Raw genomic sequence first — 17,138 nt, forward strand, 5'->3', positions numbered from 1 at the left:
CCTCCCGTATTGCATTTCGAACACGGCAGCCCGGTGCAGGGAGACGTTCCCCGACCGAACCCCATGATGGTCAAAAACGTCACCGCTGGGAACCGGTTCCCTTTGCCTTCGGTTTTCCGCATCTTGTTCCTCGCCCGGAGGGAACCCGAAATCGGACAACGGCGTTGAGCAGTCGCAAGGAACACGAGAGGGGGCGGACTCCGCGTGAGCGGAGCGCCGACGAAATGATCGAACAGCGTCCAACAGCGGAGCGCCGCAAGGCCTCCGCAGCTCTTGATGAAGCCCGTCTGCGCCAGCAGGCGATCGGCGTGCGCCTGCGCCAGATGTTCGACGAGGTCGTGAACGAGGAAGTCCCGGACGAATTCCTGGAAATTCTTCGTCGGGCCGATGAACGTGGCTCGGAGAAGGCCTGATGGAGGGCGCAGCCGAGAAGATCCGACCGGAGCGTAGCGCCGCCGATGACGCGGCCTTCAAGCGCGAACTGGTCCAGCTCATCCCGCACCTTCGCGCGTTCGCCCGCACGCTTTGCGGAGATCCGACCGCGGCCGACGATCTGGCGCAGGACGCCATGATGAAGGCCTGGGACGCGCGCGCCAGCTTCCAGATGGGCACGAACATGAAGGCCTGGACCTTCATGATCCTGCGCAACCAGTTTTACTCCGAGAAGCGCCGATCCTGGCGCCAGAGCCAGCTCGACCAGGAGGCCGCCGAGCGCACGCTGGTGGCCGTGGACGACCCGGAGGCGCCGGTGGCCCTCGACGAACTCCGTCAGGGCCTGGCGATGCTGCCCGCCGAACAACGCGAGGCGCTGATCCTCGTCGGCGCCGGCGGCTTCGCCTACGAGGAGGCGGCCGAGATCTGCGGCTGCGCGGTGGGCACGGTGAAGAGCCGGGTCAGCCGGGCGCGGCGGGCCCTGCACGCCATCCTCGAAGATGGGGCCTACGATCGGGACGGCGCGTCCGCCGGGGACGCGATGCGTTCTATCCTGGCCGACGCGGAGCGTCTAAGCACCGTCCGGTAGGACGGATAGCTGATGCCCGGTTCCCCCTGGAGTTCGCTTGGCACGATCCGGGTCCGCCTGATCGCGGCCCTGGCGGCCGCCTTGCTGCCGGTGCTCGTTCTGGGCGCGTTGCAATCGGCGATCGGGTTCCAGCGCGAGGGCCGTGAACTGCGCCAGAACCTCGGCTTCGCCGCCGAGCGCAGCGCCGCGACGGCCCGTGCGCGGATGGAGGGGGCCGACGTCCTCCTGCAGACGCTCGCGCCCGGCGCGGTCGGATTCCAGTGCCAGAAGCGACTGGAGCAGGTGACGGCCCGCATTCCGGGCTATCTCAACCTGATCCGGTTCGACCGGCAGGGGCGGGTGGTCTGCGCAGCCGGCGGCGTGCCGGCCGATCTGGCCCGCGCCCAGCGTCCCTGGTTCCGCCAGCTGGCCGAGGGCGGCGCCATCTCCATCACGCGCGACCCCGGTTCCGCCTATGCCGAGGAGCCGGCGATCCTGACGGCGGCGCGCGCGACCGGGATCGACGGCGCGTTCGACGGCGCCTTCGCAGCGGTGATCGCGCTCTCCAGCCTCCAGCCGCAGGTCAGCGATCCGTCGCTCCCGAAGGGCGCCGAGGTCGGGCTGGTCGAGAAGACCGGCCGCTACATCACCTTCACCGACGCGGGCGCTTTCCCGCGCCTGCCGGAAGACTGGCGGGCCAAGGTCGAGGCGCGCGGGACGCTGGTCTGGTACGGCCAGGACGGCAAGGGCCGCCGCCGGGTCTATTCGGCCGCCCCCGTGGTCGGCGACGAGGTCTATGTGGTGCTCTCGGCCGCCTCGCCGGGCATCCTCTCCTGGGCGCGCCTGAACCCGCTCACCGGGATCGTCTTTCCGCTGCTGACCTTCCTGCTGGCGCTGATCGCGGTGTCGGCGGTGACCGAACGGGTCGTCGTGCGCTGGATCGTCTACCTGCAACGCATCGCGGCGCTCTACGCCCGCGGGCGGCTGAGCGTTCGTCCGGTCCAGGCCGAACAGATGCCCGGCGAGATCCGTGACCTGGCGGAGACCCTGGAGGATATGGCCGACGCCATCGTCGGTCGCGACGCCTCGCTCCGCGACAGCCTCGCCCAGAAGGACGCGCTCATGCGCGAGATCCATCACCGGGTGAAGAACAACCTGCAGGTCATTTCCAGCCTGCTCAACATGCAGCAGCGCTCGCTGGTCGACCCGGCGGCGCGCTCGGCCATGAGCGACACCCGCCAGAGGATCACGGCTCTCGCGCTGATCTACCGCGCGCTCTACCAGGGGCCGGATCTCAAGCGGGTGGATCTACGTCCGTTCCTCGAGGAGCTCACCGCCCAGCTGGTGAACGGCGAGCTGTCCCAAGGGCTGACCGTACGGACCGAGCTCAAGGTCGACCCGCTCGTGATCGACCCGGACCGGCTCGCCCCGCTCGCCCTGTTCGCCGTCGAAGCCATCACCAACGCCCAGAAGCACGCCTTCTCGGCCCGGGGCGGCGTCCTGCGCCTGAACTTCACCGTCCGCGGCGAGGAGGCGGAGCTGGAGATATCCGACGACGGCGCGGTGGAGGAAAGCGCCCTGGTCTCGACCGGTGTCGGAAGAACCCTGATGACGGCCTTCGCCCGCCAGCTGCGCGGCCGCGCCGAACTCGTCCGCAACGAGGCGGGTGGGGTGACCGCCCGGCTGATCTTTCCGACACCGGCGGCCGATCACGCCACCATGGCCTCGCGGGGGAACCAGGCTGCGGCCTGAAGCGTTGCCGCGGGGACCAATAGAAGCCCCGGGAGATCCACCATGCGTAAAGTCGTTCTGCTGGCCGTTCTGGCCGCAAGCCTCACCGCCAGCGCCTGCAACACTGTGTCCGGCGCCGGCAGGGACGTGCAATCCGCCGGCGAAGCGGTGACTGAGACCGCCGAAGACGCCAAGAAGTAGCGCCCGATCCCGATTGAGAGGGCCCCGGAGCTTGCTCCGGGGCCTTTTGTTATGGCGGTTGGTGGGTCAGGCGGCCGAGCGGGCGCGCGGTTCGGCCGCGGCGTACAGGGCCATGTCCGGGGCGACGCGGACGAACGCCTTGCCCGCCGAGTCGTTCTGGCCCAGCAGCAGGCCGCCGCCGGGCGCGAGGGCGGCTCCGATCTGATCGAGCAGGCGCGCGCCCGCTTCGGGCGCGAGCTGGCCCAGCACGTTGCGGCAGAGGATCAGGTCGAACTGGCCGATGCGGGACAGGTCGTCCATCAGGTTCACCCGCCGCCAGCGCACCATCTGCCGGATCCGCGGCGAGAGGACGAACGATTCGCCGTCCTTCTCGAAATGCCGCACCAGCATGCGGGCGGGCAGGCCCCGCTGGACCTCGAACTGCGAGTAGCGGCCGCTCTGGGCCTTTTCCAGGCTCCGCTCCGACAGGTCGGAGGCGAAGAGTTCGATCTTGCCGACGCCTGGCGCGTCCGCCAGCAGCATCGCGAGGGAATAGATCTCCTGGCCCGCGCCGCAGGCGGCGCTCCAGATCCGCACCGGTTCGCCGCCCCGCGCGCGGGCCAGGGCGGGAACGACCTCGTCGGCCAGGACGGTGAAGACGTGGTGACCCCGGAAGAACTCGCTCTCGGGCAGGGCCATGGCCTCGACCGCAGCCCAGACCAGCCGATCGTCCGCGCCGTGCCGCAGGGCGTCGATGAAAGCCTCGGAGGAACTGAAGCACTCGCGCCGGGCCAGCGGCGCCAGGCGGCTCTCGATCAGGTAGGCCTTCTCGGCGTCGATCCGCAGGCCAGCGCGCGCGAGGCACAGGGAGGCGAGGAATTCGCGGTCCTGCGCCGGGATCATCCGACCAGCCCCAGGTAGCCCAGCTTGCCGGCGATGATGCCGCCGTCGAAGGGCTTCATGATGTATTCGTCCGCCCCGGCGTCCAGGGCGTCGCGGATGGATTCGATCTCGTTCTCGACGCTGCAGAAGACCACCTTGGGGTGATCGCCGCCTAGCTCCCCTCGCAGCTTCTTCAGGAACTCGAGCCCGTCCATGGCCGGCATCCGCCAGTCCAGCAGGATGAGGTCGGGCATCACGGCGCTGCACCAGGCCATGGCCTCGACGCCGTCCGAGGCCTCGGCGACCTCGAATCCCAGATCCTCGAGGATCCGGCGCGAGACCTTGCGGATCACGCGGCTGTCGTCGACGACGAGGCAGGTCTGCAAGGGTCTACGGCGCTCCAGGAGTCTGGATGCCTATGTCGCGCCGAGTTGGTTAACGCGGGGTATGGGCGGCGGCGGAAGCTGGCGTCAGGCCGGCAAGGTCGCCGCGAAGATGACCCGCTCTTCCTGGACGTCGGCGAACACGCGTCCGCCCGCATCGGCGACGAACAGGTGGGTGTAGTAGGCCTGCACCCAGTGGCCGTGCAGGCCTTCGCCCGGCGGCTGACCCTGCAGGCCCGCCAGGACTTCCGGCCGGAGCCGCGCGCGGGGCCCGGTCGACTCGATCGCGATCGCCAGCGACGCGCCCTCCTGGACGGCGCGCACCTTGGCCACGCCGCCGGTGGGCAGCGCCGCGCCGGCCATCTGCGACAGATTGAGCAGGGTGCGGGCGGCGGGTTTGTTCACCGCCGGCGTGTCGACAGCCCAGACCAACTCGGCGCGCATGTGGGCGAACACGCCTTGGGCCAGCTTTTCCAGGTCGCGGGCGTCGAAGGTCTCGGCCGATGCCGAAGCGCCGAAGGCGACGCGGCAGAACGACAGCAGGTCGGCCAGTTTCTTGGCCGAGGAAGTGATCAGCCCCATGGCCTCCTCGCGCATGTCCTGCGCCGAGGGATCGTCCAAGAGGTCCAGCCCGGAGGAGATGGCGCTCGCCGGACTGATGAAGTCGTGGCACATCCGCGCCGCGAGATAGGCGGCGAGTTCGGCGGGCCGCACGGCGGGAGCGTTGGCGTCGGTCATGGAGCGTAACCTTGGCGCGATTTGCGCCTTGGGGAAACGCCTGGGCCTCTCTAATAGACCCGCCCATGGACACGTTTTGGGATCCGTTCCTGGAACCGGGCGTCCTGGTGCGTCACCCGACCGAAACCGCGTGGGGGCTGGGCCAGGTTCAGTCCGTGGCCGGGCGCAAGGTGACCGTGAACTTCGAGCACGCGGGCAAGCAGACTATCGACGCCGCCGTCGTGACGCTGGTGTTCGCGGGCGATGATCCCCGAAAGTAGGACGAATTGACCGAGAGCTCCGTGAACGCGAACGATGTCGGCGACGTGCTGGCCGACATCTGCGAGGCCGCCGCCGCCCTGATCCTGCCCCTGTGGCGCTCCGGCGTCGAAGTCCTGACCAAGGCCGACGAGAGCCCGGTCACCGAGGCCGACCAACGTGGCGAGAAGCTGATCCTGGAGCACTTGGCCCGTCATTTTCCGGGCGTGCCGGTCGTCTCGGAGGAGGACGCCAGCGAATTCGGGACGCCGGATGCGATCGGCCCCCGCTTCTTCCTGGTGGATCCGCTGGATGGCACCAAGGCCTTCGTTCGCGGCGATCCGAACTTCACCGTGAACGTCGCCCTGATCGAGGATGGCCGCCCGGTGGCCGGCGCCGTCTGCGCCCCGCCCACCGGAGAGACCTGGTTCACGAAAGGCGGCGCGGCGCTGAAGCGCGTGAACGGCGGCGCTGCGGCTCCGGTCGCCGTACGGCCGTGGCCGAAGGGGAGCGCCGTGGCGCTCGTCAGCCACACCATGAAAGAGGAGACGGCGGTCAAGCTCGCCGAGCAGTACGGCTTCGACCTGCGCGAGCCGATGGACTCGTCGATCAAGTTCTGCCGCATCGCCGAAGGTTCGGCGGACATCTATCCGAGGCATGGGCCGACGATGGAATGGGACATCGCCGCCGGGCACGCCGTGCTGGAGGCTGCAGGTGGTTCTGTACTGACGCCCGAGGGGAAGCCGTTCGCCTACGGAAAGGCGAGCGACGGCTTCAGGAACGGCTGGTTCGTGGCGCGCGGCGCTGACTGAAGAGGCGAAGCCTCCCCCGTCGTCCGGGAGAGGCTTCGTCCGCCGTCAGCGGTTTTCGTCGCGCTGGCCGGCTTGGTCGGATTGATCCGACTGGCCGGCTTGGCCCGCCTGGTTTTCCTGACCCTGACGGTCCTGCTGGCCACCTTGCTGGCCCTGGCGTTCGCCCTGGTTCTGCTGGTTCTGCTGGTTCGGCTGCTGCTGGGACTGGTTGTCCTGCTGCTGCTGCGGGCGACGGGTCTGGTCGTTCTGGCCTTGGTTCATATTGTTGTCCTGGCCCATGATTCGTCCTTCCGTGTTGGCGATGGACAGCGTCCGCCGCGGTCGGCGCTGCGTCCCTTAAAGCCTTGAGCCAGCATAAGGTTCGGCCCGATGAAGGGTCTTTTTCTTTTGTGTCGGAACGCCGACGGACCCGGGCTAACCTAGGATAGGATCGGGGCGCTCTCAGCCGTCCGTCGCCGGATGGTTCGCCATCCAGCTCTCGAGCGCCTGGGCCGCCTCATCGGTGCAGCCGCCCTGGTGAACCTGAACGATGGCGTCCAGCGTCGCGATGCTGGCGACCTCGGGGCAGACACCCGCCCTCGTCCGCGCCGCATAGAGCCCGGCCTTGGTCCGCTCGGGGGGCGCTACGATGGTCCGCAGGACGGCCAGCCGCTCGGCCTCGGCCTGGCCCGCCTTGCGCGTCGGGACCGCGACGCCGCCTGGGGCGCCCTTCAGCCGCACCATGTCGCCGGAGGCGTGCATCAGGGTCAGCGTGCGGCCCGGCGCCAGCGGCGCCCTGGCGCCCGCGTCGTAGGAGGCGCCCCTTGGAATCCCCGGGTCGGTCGAGGCGACGACGATGTAGTCCCGAGCGGCCGCCACGCCGGCCAACGCCGACAGGACAATGCCCAGGAGGAGGGGGAGGACGCGGCTCAACATCCGCCAAGCATGCGCGCCATGGTGGAGCGCGGCAAGTCCAGGTCACGGTCCGCGTACCATGTCCCGCGAACGCGGATCGCCGAGTGGGGCGGGCGTGCGGACCGCGCTCCGAGAGGGGACTCGGCGGGCGACCTGCGACACATAGGCCCGCAACCGGCAATTGAGATTCCGATTAACCCCCGGTTAAGAGGTGATCTTGTATGGTGACCGCCAGAATATCGAGGCAGACGCTATGGTCAGCGTACAGCTGCGAAATTCCGGCTCAGGCCTTTGGCTGCCGTTCACCCTGCCCACATCGGTGCAGGTGGCGCAGACGATCGCCGCAGCCGTGAAGACGCTCAACATTGCCGATCAGGTGCGCATCCATCCGGCCGCGCCCACCCCGCAGCTGGACATCAAGGTCTAGGGCGGGACAGGTCCTCGCGGACGTCGACGTCGAACAGCACGCCGTCGTCGGGGGCCTCCACCAGTGCGAGCTTCGCACCGAGGCTCTGCAGGATCGGCCGCGCGCCGACATCGCCGCGCAGCGCGCCGACGTCGCCGAAGAGGGTGCGGCCCAGCACCACCGGGTTTCCGCGCCGTCCCGCGAAGACCGGCGCTGCAGCCGGCGCGCCCGCTTCCACGGCCGCAGCGAGCGGCGCCAGCACGGCATGGGGTACGCGCGGCATGTCGCCCAGGAAGACGAAGGCGCCGTCCAGCCCGGGCTCCAGGCTGGCGATCCCTGCCCGGAGCGAGGCGGCCATCCCCTCGGCGTGGTCCGCAGCGTGGGCCGTTCTGATGGTGGGGTCGAAGCTCGCGGCGCAGGCGGCCACCGCCCCTGCATCCATTCCGGTCACCAGGGTGATGGATCGCACGGGCGCGGCCCGCGCCGCGGCGAGGGCGGCGTGCAGCAGCGGGACGCCGCCGTAGTTCGCCAGCAGCTTGCCGCCGCCGAAGCGGGCGCCCGCGCCGGCCGCCAGCACCACCGCGGCGAACCTGCCTACTGTCGCCAAGCGCGGTTCCCTCCTATCTTGGACGCCGGATGACGCCGTACGACAACATCGCCGCAACGCCCCAGGTCGCCTCTTCGGGCCTGCCCCTCGTCGACGGCTTCGGTCGGACGGTGACCTATTTGCGGCTCTCGGTCACCGATCGCTGCGACCTGCGCTGCGTCTATTGCATGGCCGAGCACATGACCTTCCTCCCGAAGGCGGAAGTGCTCACGCTCGAGGAGCTGGACCGGATCGCCTCGGCCTTCGTGGGCCTGGGAACGCGCAAGCTGCGGCTGACCGGCGGCGAGCCGCTGGTCCGCAAGGGCATGATGGATCTCGTGCGAAACCTCGGCCGCCACCTGCGCTCGGGCGCGTTGGATGAGCTGACCCTCACCACCAACGGCACGCGCCTGGCGGACTTCGCCGGCGAGCTGGCCGACGCGGGCGTGCGGCGGATCAACGTCTCCCTCGACACCCTGAAGCCGGATCTGTTCCGCCGGCTCACGCGCGGCGGCGACGTCGGCAAGGTGCTGGCGGGCATCGCCGCCGCTCAGACGGCAGGCCTCGCGGTCAAGATCAACGCCGTGGCGCTGCGGGACGACAACGCGGCGGAAATCCCCGACCTGATCGCCTGGGCGCACGGCCAGGGGTGCGACCTGACGCTGATCGAGACCATGCCGCTGGGCGAGATCGAGGCGGACCGGACGGATCAGTACCTGTCGCTCGAAAAGGTGCGCCGTGACCTTGAGAGCTTCTGGATGTTCGAAGATCTGCCGCTGTCCACCGGCGGGCCGGCCCGCTACGTGCGGGTGGCCGAGACCGGCGGGCGGCTGGGGTTCATCACCCCGCTCAGCCACAATTTCTGCGAGGCCTGCAATCGCGTGCGGCTGACCTGCACGGGGACCCTGCACACCTGCCTTGGGCAGGAGGACGCCACCGACCTGCGCGCGGTGCTGCGCGCCGGCGCCGACGACGCCGAGCTGACGAGGGTCATACGCGAGGCGGTGCTCGGCAAACCGAAGGGCCACGACTTCGAGATCGCGCGCGCCCGGCCGGCGGTGGCGCGGCACATGTCCACCACGGGCGGCTGAGATGGCGCGGGTGCTCCTGTTCGGTCCTCTGCGCGACCTCGCCGGCTGGCGCGAGCGTGAGGTCGAGGCGGCCTCGCTCCTGGGCCTGCGGGGGGTGTTGGCGGCCGAGGACGCCGCGCTGGGCGAAGCCCTGGGCGGGCCGGGCGTGCAGACGGCCGTGGACCAGGCCCTGGTGCGGGGCGATGCCCCCCTGACGCCCGGGAGCGAAGTCGCCTTCCTGCCCCCGATGAGCGGCGGATGATCAGGCTGGTCGAGACAGCTTTCGACCCGGGGACCCTGCTCTCCGAGTTCACCCGCGGCCGCAGCGAGACGGGCGCCGTGGCGACCTTCACCGGCATCGCGCGGGCCGAGGCGGGGGCGACGACCGTTCTGGAGCTGGAGGCCTATCCCGGCTTCACCGAGGCCGAGATCGGCAGGATCGCCGACCAGGCCCGCGAGCGTTTCGGCCTGCACGACCTGGCGATCCTGCACCGGGTGGGAAAGATCGGCCCGGGGGAGCCCATCGTCTTCGTGGCCACCGCAGCCGGGCACCGGCGTGCGGCGTTCGAAGCGTGTGACTTCCTCATGGACTATCTCAAGTCCCAGGCGCCCTTCTGGAAGAAGGAGCACGGGCCCGGCGGCGCGCGATGGGTCGAGCCGACAGCGCAGGATCACGCCGACCGCGAGCGCTGGACATAAAATAACACGTTCGACGAACGTGGAATCATAGATGTTTCGGAGCTTGCCCGAATTCGGGCAAAGGCGTTGTCTGGCGGGAATGCGAACGCCAGAAGACCCCTCGATGTCGGATGCGGGCGACCTGGACGATCTCGTGGCCTATGTGGCCCGGTCCAGCGATCTCGATCCGTCGCAAGCGAGGCGGATCGTCGATGACGTGCTCACCTACCTGGATGAAGGTCCCGAAGACTTCGTGCGCCGCCGCCATGCGGCGCTGCTCCGGCTGGGCCGGCGCAACGAGGAGATCTACGCGCGGATCGCGGACGAGCTGGCCCAGCGCCGCTTCCCGGCTCCGTCCTACAGCCTCCGCCAGATCCGCCGGATCATTTACGGCTGAGGCGCGCGTCTGATGTGCGGGATCGTCGGCTACATCGGTCCGCGCACGGCCCTGCCGCTGCTCCTCGAGGGCCTGCGGCGGCTCGAATACCGTGGCTATGACAGCGCGGGGGTGGCGGTCGCCGAGGCGGGGGGCCTGATCGTCCATAAACGCAAGGGCAAGGTGCGCGAACTAGAGAGCGTCCTGCCGGCCGAGCTGCCGGGGGCGGTGGGCGTCGCCCATACCCGCTGGGCGACCCACGGCGCGCCGAGTGACCTCAACGCCCACCCGCACACCGACGCCAGCGGGCGGATCGCCGTTGTCCACAACGGCATCATCGAGAACGCCGCCGAGCTGAAGCGCGCGCTGCAGGCCGACGGCGTGACGTTCCGGTCCGAGACCGACACCGAGGTCCTGGCCCATCTGATCGCCCGCCGGCCCGAGGCGTCCCTTGCCGAAGCCGTCCGCGCGGCGCTGCGTCAGGTGAAAGGCGCCTACGGCATCGCGGTGATCGACGCCGCGCGGCCCGAGGCCATCGTCGCGGCGCGCAACGGCGGGCCCGTGGTGATCGGGGTCGGGGACGGCGAGATGTTCGTCGCCTCGGACGCCGCCGCGCTGATGGGCCATGCGCGCTCGGTGGCGCACCTGGACGACGGCGAGATCGCCGAGGTCCGGGCCGACGGCTTCACGGTCCTGACGCTGGAGGGCAGCCAGGCGACCAAGGCCACCCTGGAGCTCTCGGGCGACGTCGCCGGCTTCGACAAGGGCGACTACGCCCACTTCATGCGCAAGGAGATCGGCGAGCAGCCCGAGGCGGTGCGCCGGACCCTGCTGGGCCGCCTGGACCATCGCTTCTCCACTGCGCACCTGGGCGGCATCGAACTGGCGGCCCGCGAAATGCTGGACATCCGGCGGGTCAAGATCCTGGGCTGCGGCTCGGCCTTCTTCGCCGGCGCCCTGGGCGCGCATCTGATCGAGCAGCTGGCGCGCATCCCCGCCCATGCCGAGCCGGCCTCCGAGTTCCGCTACCGCAACCCGGTGATCGAACAGGACACCCTCTACATCGCCGTCAGCCAGTCGGGCGAGACCTTCGACACGCTCGCCGCCATCCAGGAAGTGAAGCGCAAGGGCGGCCGGGTGCTGGGCGTCGTCAATTCGGTGGGCTCCACCATCGCGCGGGAGTGCGGCCGCGGCGTCTATCTGCATGCGGGGCCGGAGGTGGCGGTGGTGTCCACCAAGACCTGGACCTCGACCGCCGTCGCGTTCGCCCTGCTCGCGCTGCAGCTCGGCCGGGTGCGCGACCTGTCGGCCGGACAGGGCGCCCGCCTGCTGGCGGCGCTGGCGGCCCTGCCGGACCAGATCGCGGACATCGTGGCGCGAGAGACCGAGCTGGCGCCCCTGGCCGCCCGGCTGGCCGGCGCCGACCACGCCTATTTCCTCGGCCGCGCCGCCGGCTACGCCGTGGCCATGGAGGGGGCGCTGAAACTCAAGGAGATCAGCTATCTCCACGCCGAGGCCTACGCCGCCTCCGAGCTCAAGCACGGCCCCCTGGCGCTGATCTCGCCGGAGACGCCGACGCTCATCGTCCTGCCCGACGACGACCTTCTGCCCAAGAACCTCTCGACGATCGCCGAGGTGCGCACGCGGGGTGGGCCGGTGGTGGCGATCACGCACCCAGGTGTCGACGCCCCCGGCCTGGAGGCCAGCTTCGCCGTGCCGCGCTCCGAGCCGGAGCTCGATCCGATCCTGCTCAACATCCCGCTGCAGCTGCTTGCCTACCAGGTGGCCAAGGGGCTGGGCCGCGACATCGACCAACCGCGAAACCTGGCCAAGTCGGTGACGGTGGAATAGGGGCGGTCGCCCGCGCTAGATTGCCGGCGAAGGAGCTTCCCATGAACGCGTTCACGCCCGGCGGCCGGATCGACACCGCCCGCCAGCTCAAGCCGGTGAAGATCGCCGTCCTGACCATCTCGGACACCCGGGACGAGGAGAGCGACACCTCCGGCCATCTCCTGGCCCAGCGTGTCACCGAGGCCGGCCACGAGCTCGTCGACAAGGCCATCGTCCCCGACAGCATCGTGGCGATCCGCGAGAAGATCGAGGCCTGGGCCGCTTCCGGCTTCGTCGAGGCGATCGTGACCACCGGCGGCACCGGCATCACCGGCCGCGACGTGACGCCCGAGGCGGTGCGCCCGCTGTTCGACAAGGAGCTGGACGGCTTCTCGGTGGTCTTCCACATGGTCAGCTATCAGTCGGTAGGCCTCTCCACCCTCCAGTCGCGGGCGCTGGCCGGGATCGTGAAGGGCGTGTTCGTCTTCTGCCTGCCGGGTTCGAACGGGGCGGTGAAGGACGGCTGGGACAAGGTGATCTCGGCCCAGCTCGACAGCCGCCATGGCCCCTGCAACATGGTCGAGCTCATGCCCCGGCTGATGGAGGCGTGAGCCGCCTCACTCACATCGACGAGACCGGCCGCGCCCGCATGGTCGACGTCTCGGACAAGGCGGTGACGACGCGCGAGGCGGTGGCCGAGGGGTTCGTGCGCATGCAGCCCGAAACCCTGGCCCTGGCGCTGTCGGGGGAGGGTAAGAAGGGCGACGTCCGTGCGGTGGCCGAGATCGCCGGCGTGATGGCCGCCAAGCGCACGTCCGACCTCATTCCCATGTGCCACCCCCTGCCCATCGCCAAGGCCGAAGTGCGCGTCGAGCCGGCCGAGGGCGGCCTGGCCGTCACCGCGCGGGTGAAGACCACCGGCCGGACGGGCGTGGAGATGGAGGCGCTGACGGCCGCGTCGGTGGCCTGCCTGACGCTCTACGACATGCTGAAGGCGGCCGAGAAGGGCATGGTGATCGAGGCGGTGCGGCTGGTCTCGAAGACCGGCGGCAAGAGCGGAGATTGGACGGCTTAAGCCGCGACCCAGCTCAGCGCGTCGGGATCGTCGATCGCCATCTCGTCCCAGTCCAGGTCCGGCGGCGGGCTCATGGCGGCGGCCACCACGGCGCTCATCTCGGCGGCCGAGGTCACGCCGACCAGCACGTGGGAGGCTTCCGGACGCGTCAGGGCGAAGCCCAGGGCGGCCTGTAGCGGGTCTGAGCGGCCCTCGGCGATCAGGCGGCGCGCGCGCGAGATGCGGCCCGCGGCGGCCTTCAGGTGGCTCGGGGCCCGGTCCGGCGGCAGGAACAGCACGCCGTTCAGGAAGATCGAGCGCAGGTGCACCTCGATGCCCATCTCGGCGATGGTCGAGAGCGAGCCGTCCAGCAGCAGCCGCTGGTCGAGCAGGGAGGCCGGCGCCTGGACCAGGTCGGGCTTGAAGCGGCGGGCGACGCCCACCGGATCGTCCGAGGCGTAGACCGGCACGCCGATCCGCTGGCAGAGGCCCTCGTCCTTCAGCGCCTTGAGCCGATCCCAGAGTTGGGGCCCGAGGGGCGAGAAGAGATCCGTGGCCGAAGGGGCCACGATGGTGTCCACCCGCTCGACGCCCAGGCGCAGCATCTGCGCGCGCAGCTCGGCTTCCACCATCTCGGGCCCGCGATCGGGCCGGACGCTGGTCAGAGTGAGGCGGAAAGGATTGGGCTGGGGCAGGGCCCCGCGCAGCAGACCGTCGGCCGAAGACGAGCCTCGGGCGACCTCCAGGACCGACAGGCCGGAGCGGCCGGCGATGGACAGGATGTCCCTGGCCTCAGCCTCCCGCGGCTTCCCCCGCGGGCCGGGCGGCTGATCGAGACCGAACTGGCTGGTCCCGAGGCCGAGCTTGCTGAGGGTTGAGGTCATGCGCCCTGAAAAGCTTGGTCTATTCCGTTCGAAGGGCCATTTTGCCGCAGGAAAGGCTAAGAAGCCGTATCCCTGCGAAGGTTAAGGTGTGATTGACCCTCTTCCCGAGTGGCCGATGTTCGGCGTCGCCGAAGACGTGCGTCCGGCCCTGCGGCGCGCTTCGGATGAGCACCGGGCGCTGGTGCTGGCGACCCTGGTCTCCGTGGCGGGTGGCGGGCCCCGTCCCGAGGGGACGCAGATGGTTTTCGCCCCGGGAATCCTGGCCGGCTACTTCTCCGGCGGATGCGTCGAGGGCGATGTCGCCGGCCACGCCTGGGCCTGTCTCGAGGACGGGGCGCCGCGGACCCTGGTCTATGGCGAGGGCAGCCCCTGGCCGGACATCCGGCTGCTCTGCGGGGCTCGGATCGAGATTTTCCTCGAACGAATCACGGCGGGTGATTCGGCCCTGGCCGAGCTGCTGAGCGCGACGGCCGAGCGCCGTCCCGTGACCTATGTCAGCGACGGGACGACCCGGCTCGCTGCCGCCGACGTCTCGCCCTGGCCGGAGGCGGCGGTGGTGAAGCACTATGAGCCCACGCCGCGCCTAGTGGTGGTGGGCGGCGACCCGACCGCCCTGGCGATCGCCGAACTGGGGGTGAAGTCAGGGTTCGAGACCACCCTTGTGCGACCCAAGGGACCGGAGGTCCCCCCGCCAATCCCCGGGGTGGCCTATCGGCGCGACGAGCCGGCGCCGGCGCTGGGGGCTATCGGGCTCGACCCCTGGACCAGCGTGGCGGTGGCCACCCACGACCTGGAGACGGATCGCGCCGCGCTGAAGGCCGCCCTGCCGTCCCAGGCGGGCTACGTCGGCCTGCTGGGCGCACGGCGGCGGCTGGCGGGGCGTCTCGCCGAACTCCAGAACGAAGGCATGGCCGAGGGGGCCCTGGCGCGGCTTCACGCCCCCATCGGCCTCGACATCGGCGGCAAGGCGCCGTTCGAGGTCGCCGTGTCCGTGATCGGCGAGATCACCGCCCTGCGCTACGCCCGGGGAAGCGGCAGCACCTCGACCACGTCGCCGGCGGGGGCGGCGGACGCGCCGGCCGGCCGCTTGAGCAGGGCGTCGGCCGCCGAGAAGACGCTGACCAGCGAAGAGTCCTGATCCCCGAAGGGCTGGACCCGGACTTCGCCGCCTTCGAAGTTCAGCTTCGCCCGCATCCAGTGCTCGCGCGGCCCATTCGCCGGTAGCGGCTCGGAAAGCCGGGCCGGCAGCATCCGGACCGCCGGCTCCGCCCCCGAAAAGGCGGCCAGGATCGGCCTCAGGAACAGCTCCGCGCAGACCAGGGCCGAGGCGGGGTTGCCGGGCAGGCCCAGCAGACGGCGGCCATCCTCCAGGACGCCGAAGAAGGTCGGCTTGCCCGGACGCACGGCCACGCTGGCGACCTTCATCTGCAGGCCGAGCGCCTCGGCAGCGGCGCGCACCAGGTCATGGTCCCCGACCGAGGCTCCGCCCACGGTGACGACCAGGTCGCCCTCGGCCTGTCGCAAGGCCTCGACCGTCGCCGCAAGCTCGTCCTTCACCGGCCGGGCGCGACGCACCTCCGCGCCCCATGTCGACGCCAGCGCCGCCAGGGCGCGGGATCCGGAGTCGTAGATCTGGAAAGGCCCGGGGACCGCCGGCGCCTCGACGATCTCCTCCCCCGTGGAGAAGAGGGCGACCTGGGGCCGGCGCCTCACCGACAGCTCCGCGCGCCCCGCCGCGGCGGCCAGCGACAGCCGCCAGGGATCGATCCGCGTTCCACGCGACAGCAGCGCCTCGCCCGCCCGGAAGTCTCCGCCCCCAGGCCGGACATGGCGCCCAGGCTCCACCGCTGGGACGGTGACCGTGTCGCCCTCGCGGCGAGCGTCCTCCTGGATCACCATGGCGTCGCAGCCGGCGGGCAGCGCCGCGCCGGTGAAGATCCGCACCACCTCGCCGGGCTGGACCTCGCCCTCGTAGCCGTGCCCGGCCGCGCTCTCGCCGACGATGCGCAGGTCGCCAGGCGTGTCCGCGCTGCGCACCGCCCACCCGTCCATGGCCGAGGCGGCGAAAGGCGGCTGGTCGCGGATGGCGGTCACGTCCTCGGCCAGCACCCGGCCGATGCTGTGCTGGATGGCCACGGCCTCGGCGGGCAGGGCGGCGACCTCCGCCAGCATCCGCGCCCGCGCCTCGTCGACGGACAGCAGCTTCATCAGACGGGCCGGTCGATGGCGGGCTGGGGCGGCGTGAACCAGGCGGCCCCGTCGTCCGTCACGTGGAAGTGATCCTCCAGGCGCACGCCGAACTCGCCCGGGATCACGATCATCGGCTCGTTGGAGAAGCACATGCCGGGCTGCAGCGGTGTCTTGTCGCCGCGGACCAGATAGGGCGCCTCGTGGATCGACAGCCCGATGCCGTGGCCCGTGCGGTGCGGCAGGCCCGGCAGGTCGTAGTCGGCGCTGAAACCTTCCTCCGCGAGCACGCGGCGGGCCACCGCGTCGATCTCCTCGCAGGGCACGCCCGGCTTCACGGCGGCGAAGGCGGCGGCCTGGGCCTTCTTCTCCACCTCCCAGACCCGCTGCTGCTCCTGGGTCGCCTGGCCGAAGACGTAGGTGCGGGTGATGTCGGAGTTGTAGCCCTGTACGCGGCAGCCGGTGTCGATGAGCACCAGGTCGCCATCCTGCAGCTTCTGCTCGCCCGGCAGGCCGTGGGGATAGGCGGAGGCCTCGCCGAACTGCACGGCGCAGAACGACGACCCGTCATCGGCCCCCAGCGCCCGGTGCGCCTGGTCGATGAAGCGCCGAACCTCTCCTGTGGTGATCCCGGGCGCCAGGATGCGGGCGGCGCGGCGGTGGACCTCCAGCGTCATGGCCTTGGCCTGGCTCATGAGCGCCAGTTCGGCCGGCGACTTGATCGACCGGCAGCCGTCGACCACGGGGGCCGCGTTGACCGTCGCGACGTCCGGCGCGGCCAGACGCAGCGCGTCGAACATGGCGAAGGCCAGGGCCGGGTCGATGGCGAGCGACGTCGCGCCCCATTCCGCCAGCACCTGCGCGGCCTGTACGGCCGGGTTCTCATGCTCCTCCCAAAGGCGCATTGGCGCCTCGATCCCCAGGGAGGCGAGCAAGGAGCCCTCCTCGAAGCGCGGGCAGATCATCATCGGCGCGCCGGACTTGGGCAGCAGCATCGCCACCATCCGCTCGGTGGCGTTCCAGCCGACGCCCGCGAAGTACCGCAGCGAGGCGCCGGCGCCGATGATCAGGGCGTCGGTGGTCATCAGCGACTGCGCCTTGGCCAGGCGGGCGAGCCTCTCCTCCCGCGTGATGGCCGGGGCCGGGCTCGGCCAGGGCCCCAGCTCCGCGAGCTCTCGTTCCGCCGTCGATCCGCCGATCATGCAAAACT

The 17,138-nt window shown here is 70.6% G+C and carries 23 protein-coding genes and 1 pseudogene; 15 read left to right on the forward strand and 9 right to left on the reverse strand.

What is annotated here, in order from left to right; all coding sequences use genetic code 11:
• Positions 1-224: 224 nt before the first annotated feature.
• The 4 genes from AX721_RS20505 to AX721_RS20520 are packed head-to-tail and all read left to right on the forward strand — an operon-like array spanning position 225 to position 2,932.
• The gene (locus AX721_RS20505; protein WP_068877835.1) at positions 225-413 is read left to right on the forward strand and encodes a NepR family anti-sigma factor; all 189 of its coding nucleotides are present in this window, start codon (positions 225-227) and stop codon (positions 411-413) included.
• Positions 413-1,021 carry a sigma-70 family RNA polymerase sigma factor gene (locus tag AX721_RS20510; RefSeq protein ID WP_068877836.1) on the forward strand — a complete coding sequence of 203 codons (609 nt, stop codon included), beginning with the start codon at positions 413-415 and terminating at the stop codon, positions 1,019-1,021. The genes AX721_RS20505 and AX721_RS20510 overlap by 1 nt, the downstream gene beginning before the upstream one ends.
• Before the next feature lie 12 nt (positions 1,022-1,033).
• On the forward strand, positions 1,034-2,752 hold the full coding sequence (locus tag AX721_RS20515; RefSeq protein ID WP_068877837.1) for a sensor histidine kinase: 1,719 nt from the start codon (positions 1,034-1,036) through the stop codon (positions 2,750-2,752).
• Positions 2,753-2,794: 42 nt separating this feature from the next.
• Complete coding sequence (locus AX721_RS20520; protein WP_068877838.1) at positions 2,795-2,932, forward strand: entericidin A/B family lipoprotein; 138 nt, start codon at positions 2,795-2,797, stop codon at positions 2,930-2,932.
• Between the two features lie 66 nt (positions 2,933-2,998).
• Here AX721_RS20520 and AX721_RS20525 read toward each other — a convergent pair whose 3' ends face one another.
• From AX721_RS20525 to chpT, 3 genes are all read right to left on the reverse strand, one after another.
• Positions 2,999-3,814 (reverse strand): protein-glutamate O-methyltransferase CheR, encoded by an 816-nt coding sequence (locus AX721_RS20525; RefSeq protein WP_068877839.1) that lies wholly within the window; start codon positions 3,812-3,814, stop codon positions 2,999-3,001.
• Positions 3,811-4,179, reverse strand: coding sequence for a PleD family two-component system response regulator (locus AX721_RS20530; RefSeq protein WP_068877840.1), 369 nt, complete (start codon positions 4,177-4,179; stop codon positions 3,811-3,813). The genes AX721_RS20525 and AX721_RS20530 overlap by 4 nt, the downstream gene beginning before the upstream one ends.
• Before the next feature lie 84 nt (positions 4,180-4,263).
• The gene (gene chpT / locus AX721_RS20535; RefSeq protein WP_068877841.1) at positions 4,264-4,914 is read right to left on the reverse strand and encodes a histidine phosphotransferase ChpT; all 651 of its coding nucleotides are present in this window, start codon (positions 4,912-4,914) and stop codon (positions 4,264-4,266) included.
• A gap of 65 nt (positions 4,915-4,979) precedes the next feature.
• Here chpT and AX721_RS20540 point away from each other — a divergent pair, with 65 nt between their 5' ends.
• Complete coding sequence (locus AX721_RS20540; protein ID WP_068877842.1) at positions 4,980-5,174, forward strand: DUF3553 domain-containing protein; 195 nt, start codon at positions 4,980-4,982, stop codon at positions 5,172-5,174.
• A 6-nt stretch (positions 5,175-5,180) separates the two neighbouring features.
• Entirely contained in the window at positions 5,181-5,963 is a 783-nt protein-coding gene (gene cysQ / locus AX721_RS20545; RefSeq protein WP_068877843.1) for a 3'(2'),5'-bisphosphate nucleotidase CysQ, read from the forward strand.
• Positions 5,964-6,008: 45 nt separating this feature from the next.
• Here cysQ and AX721_RS20550 read toward each other — a convergent pair whose 3' ends face one another.
• Together AX721_RS20550 and AX721_RS20555 are read right to left on the reverse strand one after the other, a co-directional pair.
• Entirely contained in the window at positions 6,009-6,242 is a 234-nt protein-coding gene (locus tag AX721_RS20550; RefSeq protein ID WP_068877844.1) for a hypothetical protein, read from the reverse strand.
• 162 nt (positions 6,243-6,404) lie between these two features.
• Positions 6,405-6,878, reverse strand: coding sequence for a hypothetical protein (locus AX721_RS20555; RefSeq protein WP_068877845.1), 474 nt, complete (start codon positions 6,876-6,878; stop codon positions 6,405-6,407).
• A 232-nt stretch (positions 6,879-7,110) separates the two neighbouring features.
• On the opposite strand from AX721_RS20555, the gene AX721_RS27545 reads away from it, so the two are divergent.
• Positions 7,111-7,284, forward strand: coding sequence for a hypothetical protein (locus AX721_RS27545; RefSeq protein ID WP_156467296.1), 174 nt, complete (start codon positions 7,111-7,113; stop codon positions 7,282-7,284).
• On the opposite strand, the gene AX721_RS20560 is transcribed toward AX721_RS27545, so the two are convergent.
• Positions 7,274-7,870: an NTP transferase domain-containing protein gene (locus AX721_RS20560; RefSeq protein WP_068877846.1), complete on the reverse strand. Its 597-nt coding sequence runs from the start codon at positions 7,868-7,870 to the stop codon at positions 7,274-7,276. The genes AX721_RS27545 and AX721_RS20560 overlap by 11 nt on opposite strands.
• A gap of 29 nt (positions 7,871-7,899) precedes the next feature.
• Here AX721_RS20560 and moaA point away from each other — a divergent pair, with 29 nt between their 5' ends.
• The 7 genes from moaA (at position 7,900) to moaC (ending at position 12,878) form a co-directional block, all read left to right on the forward strand.
• The gene (moaA, locus tag AX721_RS20565; protein WP_068877847.1) at positions 7,900-8,940 is read left to right on the forward strand and encodes a GTP 3',8-cyclase MoaA; all 1,041 of its coding nucleotides are present in this window, start codon (positions 7,900-7,902) and stop codon (positions 8,938-8,940) included.
• A gap of 1 nt (position 8,941) precedes the next feature.
• Entirely contained in the window at positions 8,942-9,181 is a 240-nt protein-coding gene (locus AX721_RS20570; RefSeq protein ID WP_068877848.1) for a MoaD/ThiS family protein, read from the forward strand.
• Positions 9,178-9,618: a molybdenum cofactor biosynthesis protein MoaE gene (locus AX721_RS20575; protein ID WP_068877849.1), complete on the forward strand. Its 441-nt coding sequence runs from the start codon at positions 9,178-9,180 to the stop codon at positions 9,616-9,618. Before AX721_RS20570 ends, AX721_RS20575 begins: the two co-directional genes overlap by 4 nt.
• 103 nt (positions 9,619-9,721) lie before the next feature.
• Entirely contained in the window at positions 9,722-9,994 is a 273-nt protein-coding gene (locus AX721_RS20580) for a hypothetical protein (protein WP_068877850.1), read from the forward strand.
• 12 nt (positions 9,995-10,006) lie between these two features.
• Positions 10,007-11,824 (forward strand): glutamine--fructose-6-phosphate transaminase (isomerizing), encoded by a 1,818-nt coding sequence (gene glmS, locus AX721_RS20585; RefSeq protein ID WP_068877851.1) that lies wholly within the window; start codon positions 10,007-10,009, stop codon positions 11,822-11,824.
• A 41-nt stretch (positions 11,825-11,865) separates the two neighbouring features.
• Entirely contained in the window at positions 11,866-12,414 is a 549-nt protein-coding gene (gene moaB, locus AX721_RS20590) for a molybdenum cofactor biosynthesis protein B (protein WP_068877852.1), read from the forward strand.
• Positions 12,411-12,878 (forward strand): cyclic pyranopterin monophosphate synthase MoaC, encoded by a 468-nt coding sequence (moaC, locus tag AX721_RS20595; RefSeq protein ID WP_068877853.1) that lies wholly within the window; start codon positions 12,411-12,413, stop codon positions 12,876-12,878. Before moaB ends, moaC begins: the two co-directional genes overlap by 4 nt.
• Here moaC and AX721_RS20600 read toward each other — a convergent pair.
• Positions 12,875-13,741 carry a bifunctional regulator KidO gene (locus AX721_RS20600; protein WP_068877854.1) on the reverse strand — a complete coding sequence of 289 codons (867 nt, stop codon included), beginning with the start codon at positions 13,739-13,741 and terminating at the stop codon, positions 12,875-12,877. The genes moaC and AX721_RS20600 overlap by 4 nt on opposite strands.
• A gap of 115 nt (positions 13,742-13,856) precedes the next feature.
• Between AX721_RS20600 and AX721_RS28450 the strand changes: the two are divergent.
• Positions 13,857-14,735: pseudogene (locus tag AX721_RS28450) on the forward strand (XdhC family protein); the annotation flags it as partial.
• A 23-nt stretch (positions 14,736-14,758) separates the two neighbouring features.
• On the opposite strand, the gene glp reads toward AX721_RS28450, so the two are convergent.
• A complete protein-coding gene (gene glp, locus AX721_RS20610) occupies positions 14,759-15,949 on the reverse strand; it encodes a gephyrin-like molybdotransferase Glp (protein ID WP_068877855.1) in 1,191 nt (396 codons plus the stop codon).
• The gene (locus AX721_RS20615; RefSeq protein ID WP_068877856.1) at positions 15,949-17,130 is read right to left on the reverse strand and encodes a Xaa-Pro peptidase family protein; all 1,182 of its coding nucleotides are present in this window, start codon (positions 17,128-17,130) and stop codon (positions 15,949-15,951) included. Before AX721_RS20615 ends, glp begins: the two co-directional genes overlap by 1 nt.
• Between the last annotated feature and the right edge of the window lie 8 nt (positions 17,131-17,138).

Source organism: Phenylobacterium sp. CCH9-H3, from assembly GCF_001557235.1.
Taxonomy (GTDB): domain Bacteria; phylum Pseudomonadota; class Alphaproteobacteria; order Caulobacterales; family Caulobacteraceae; genus Phenylobacterium.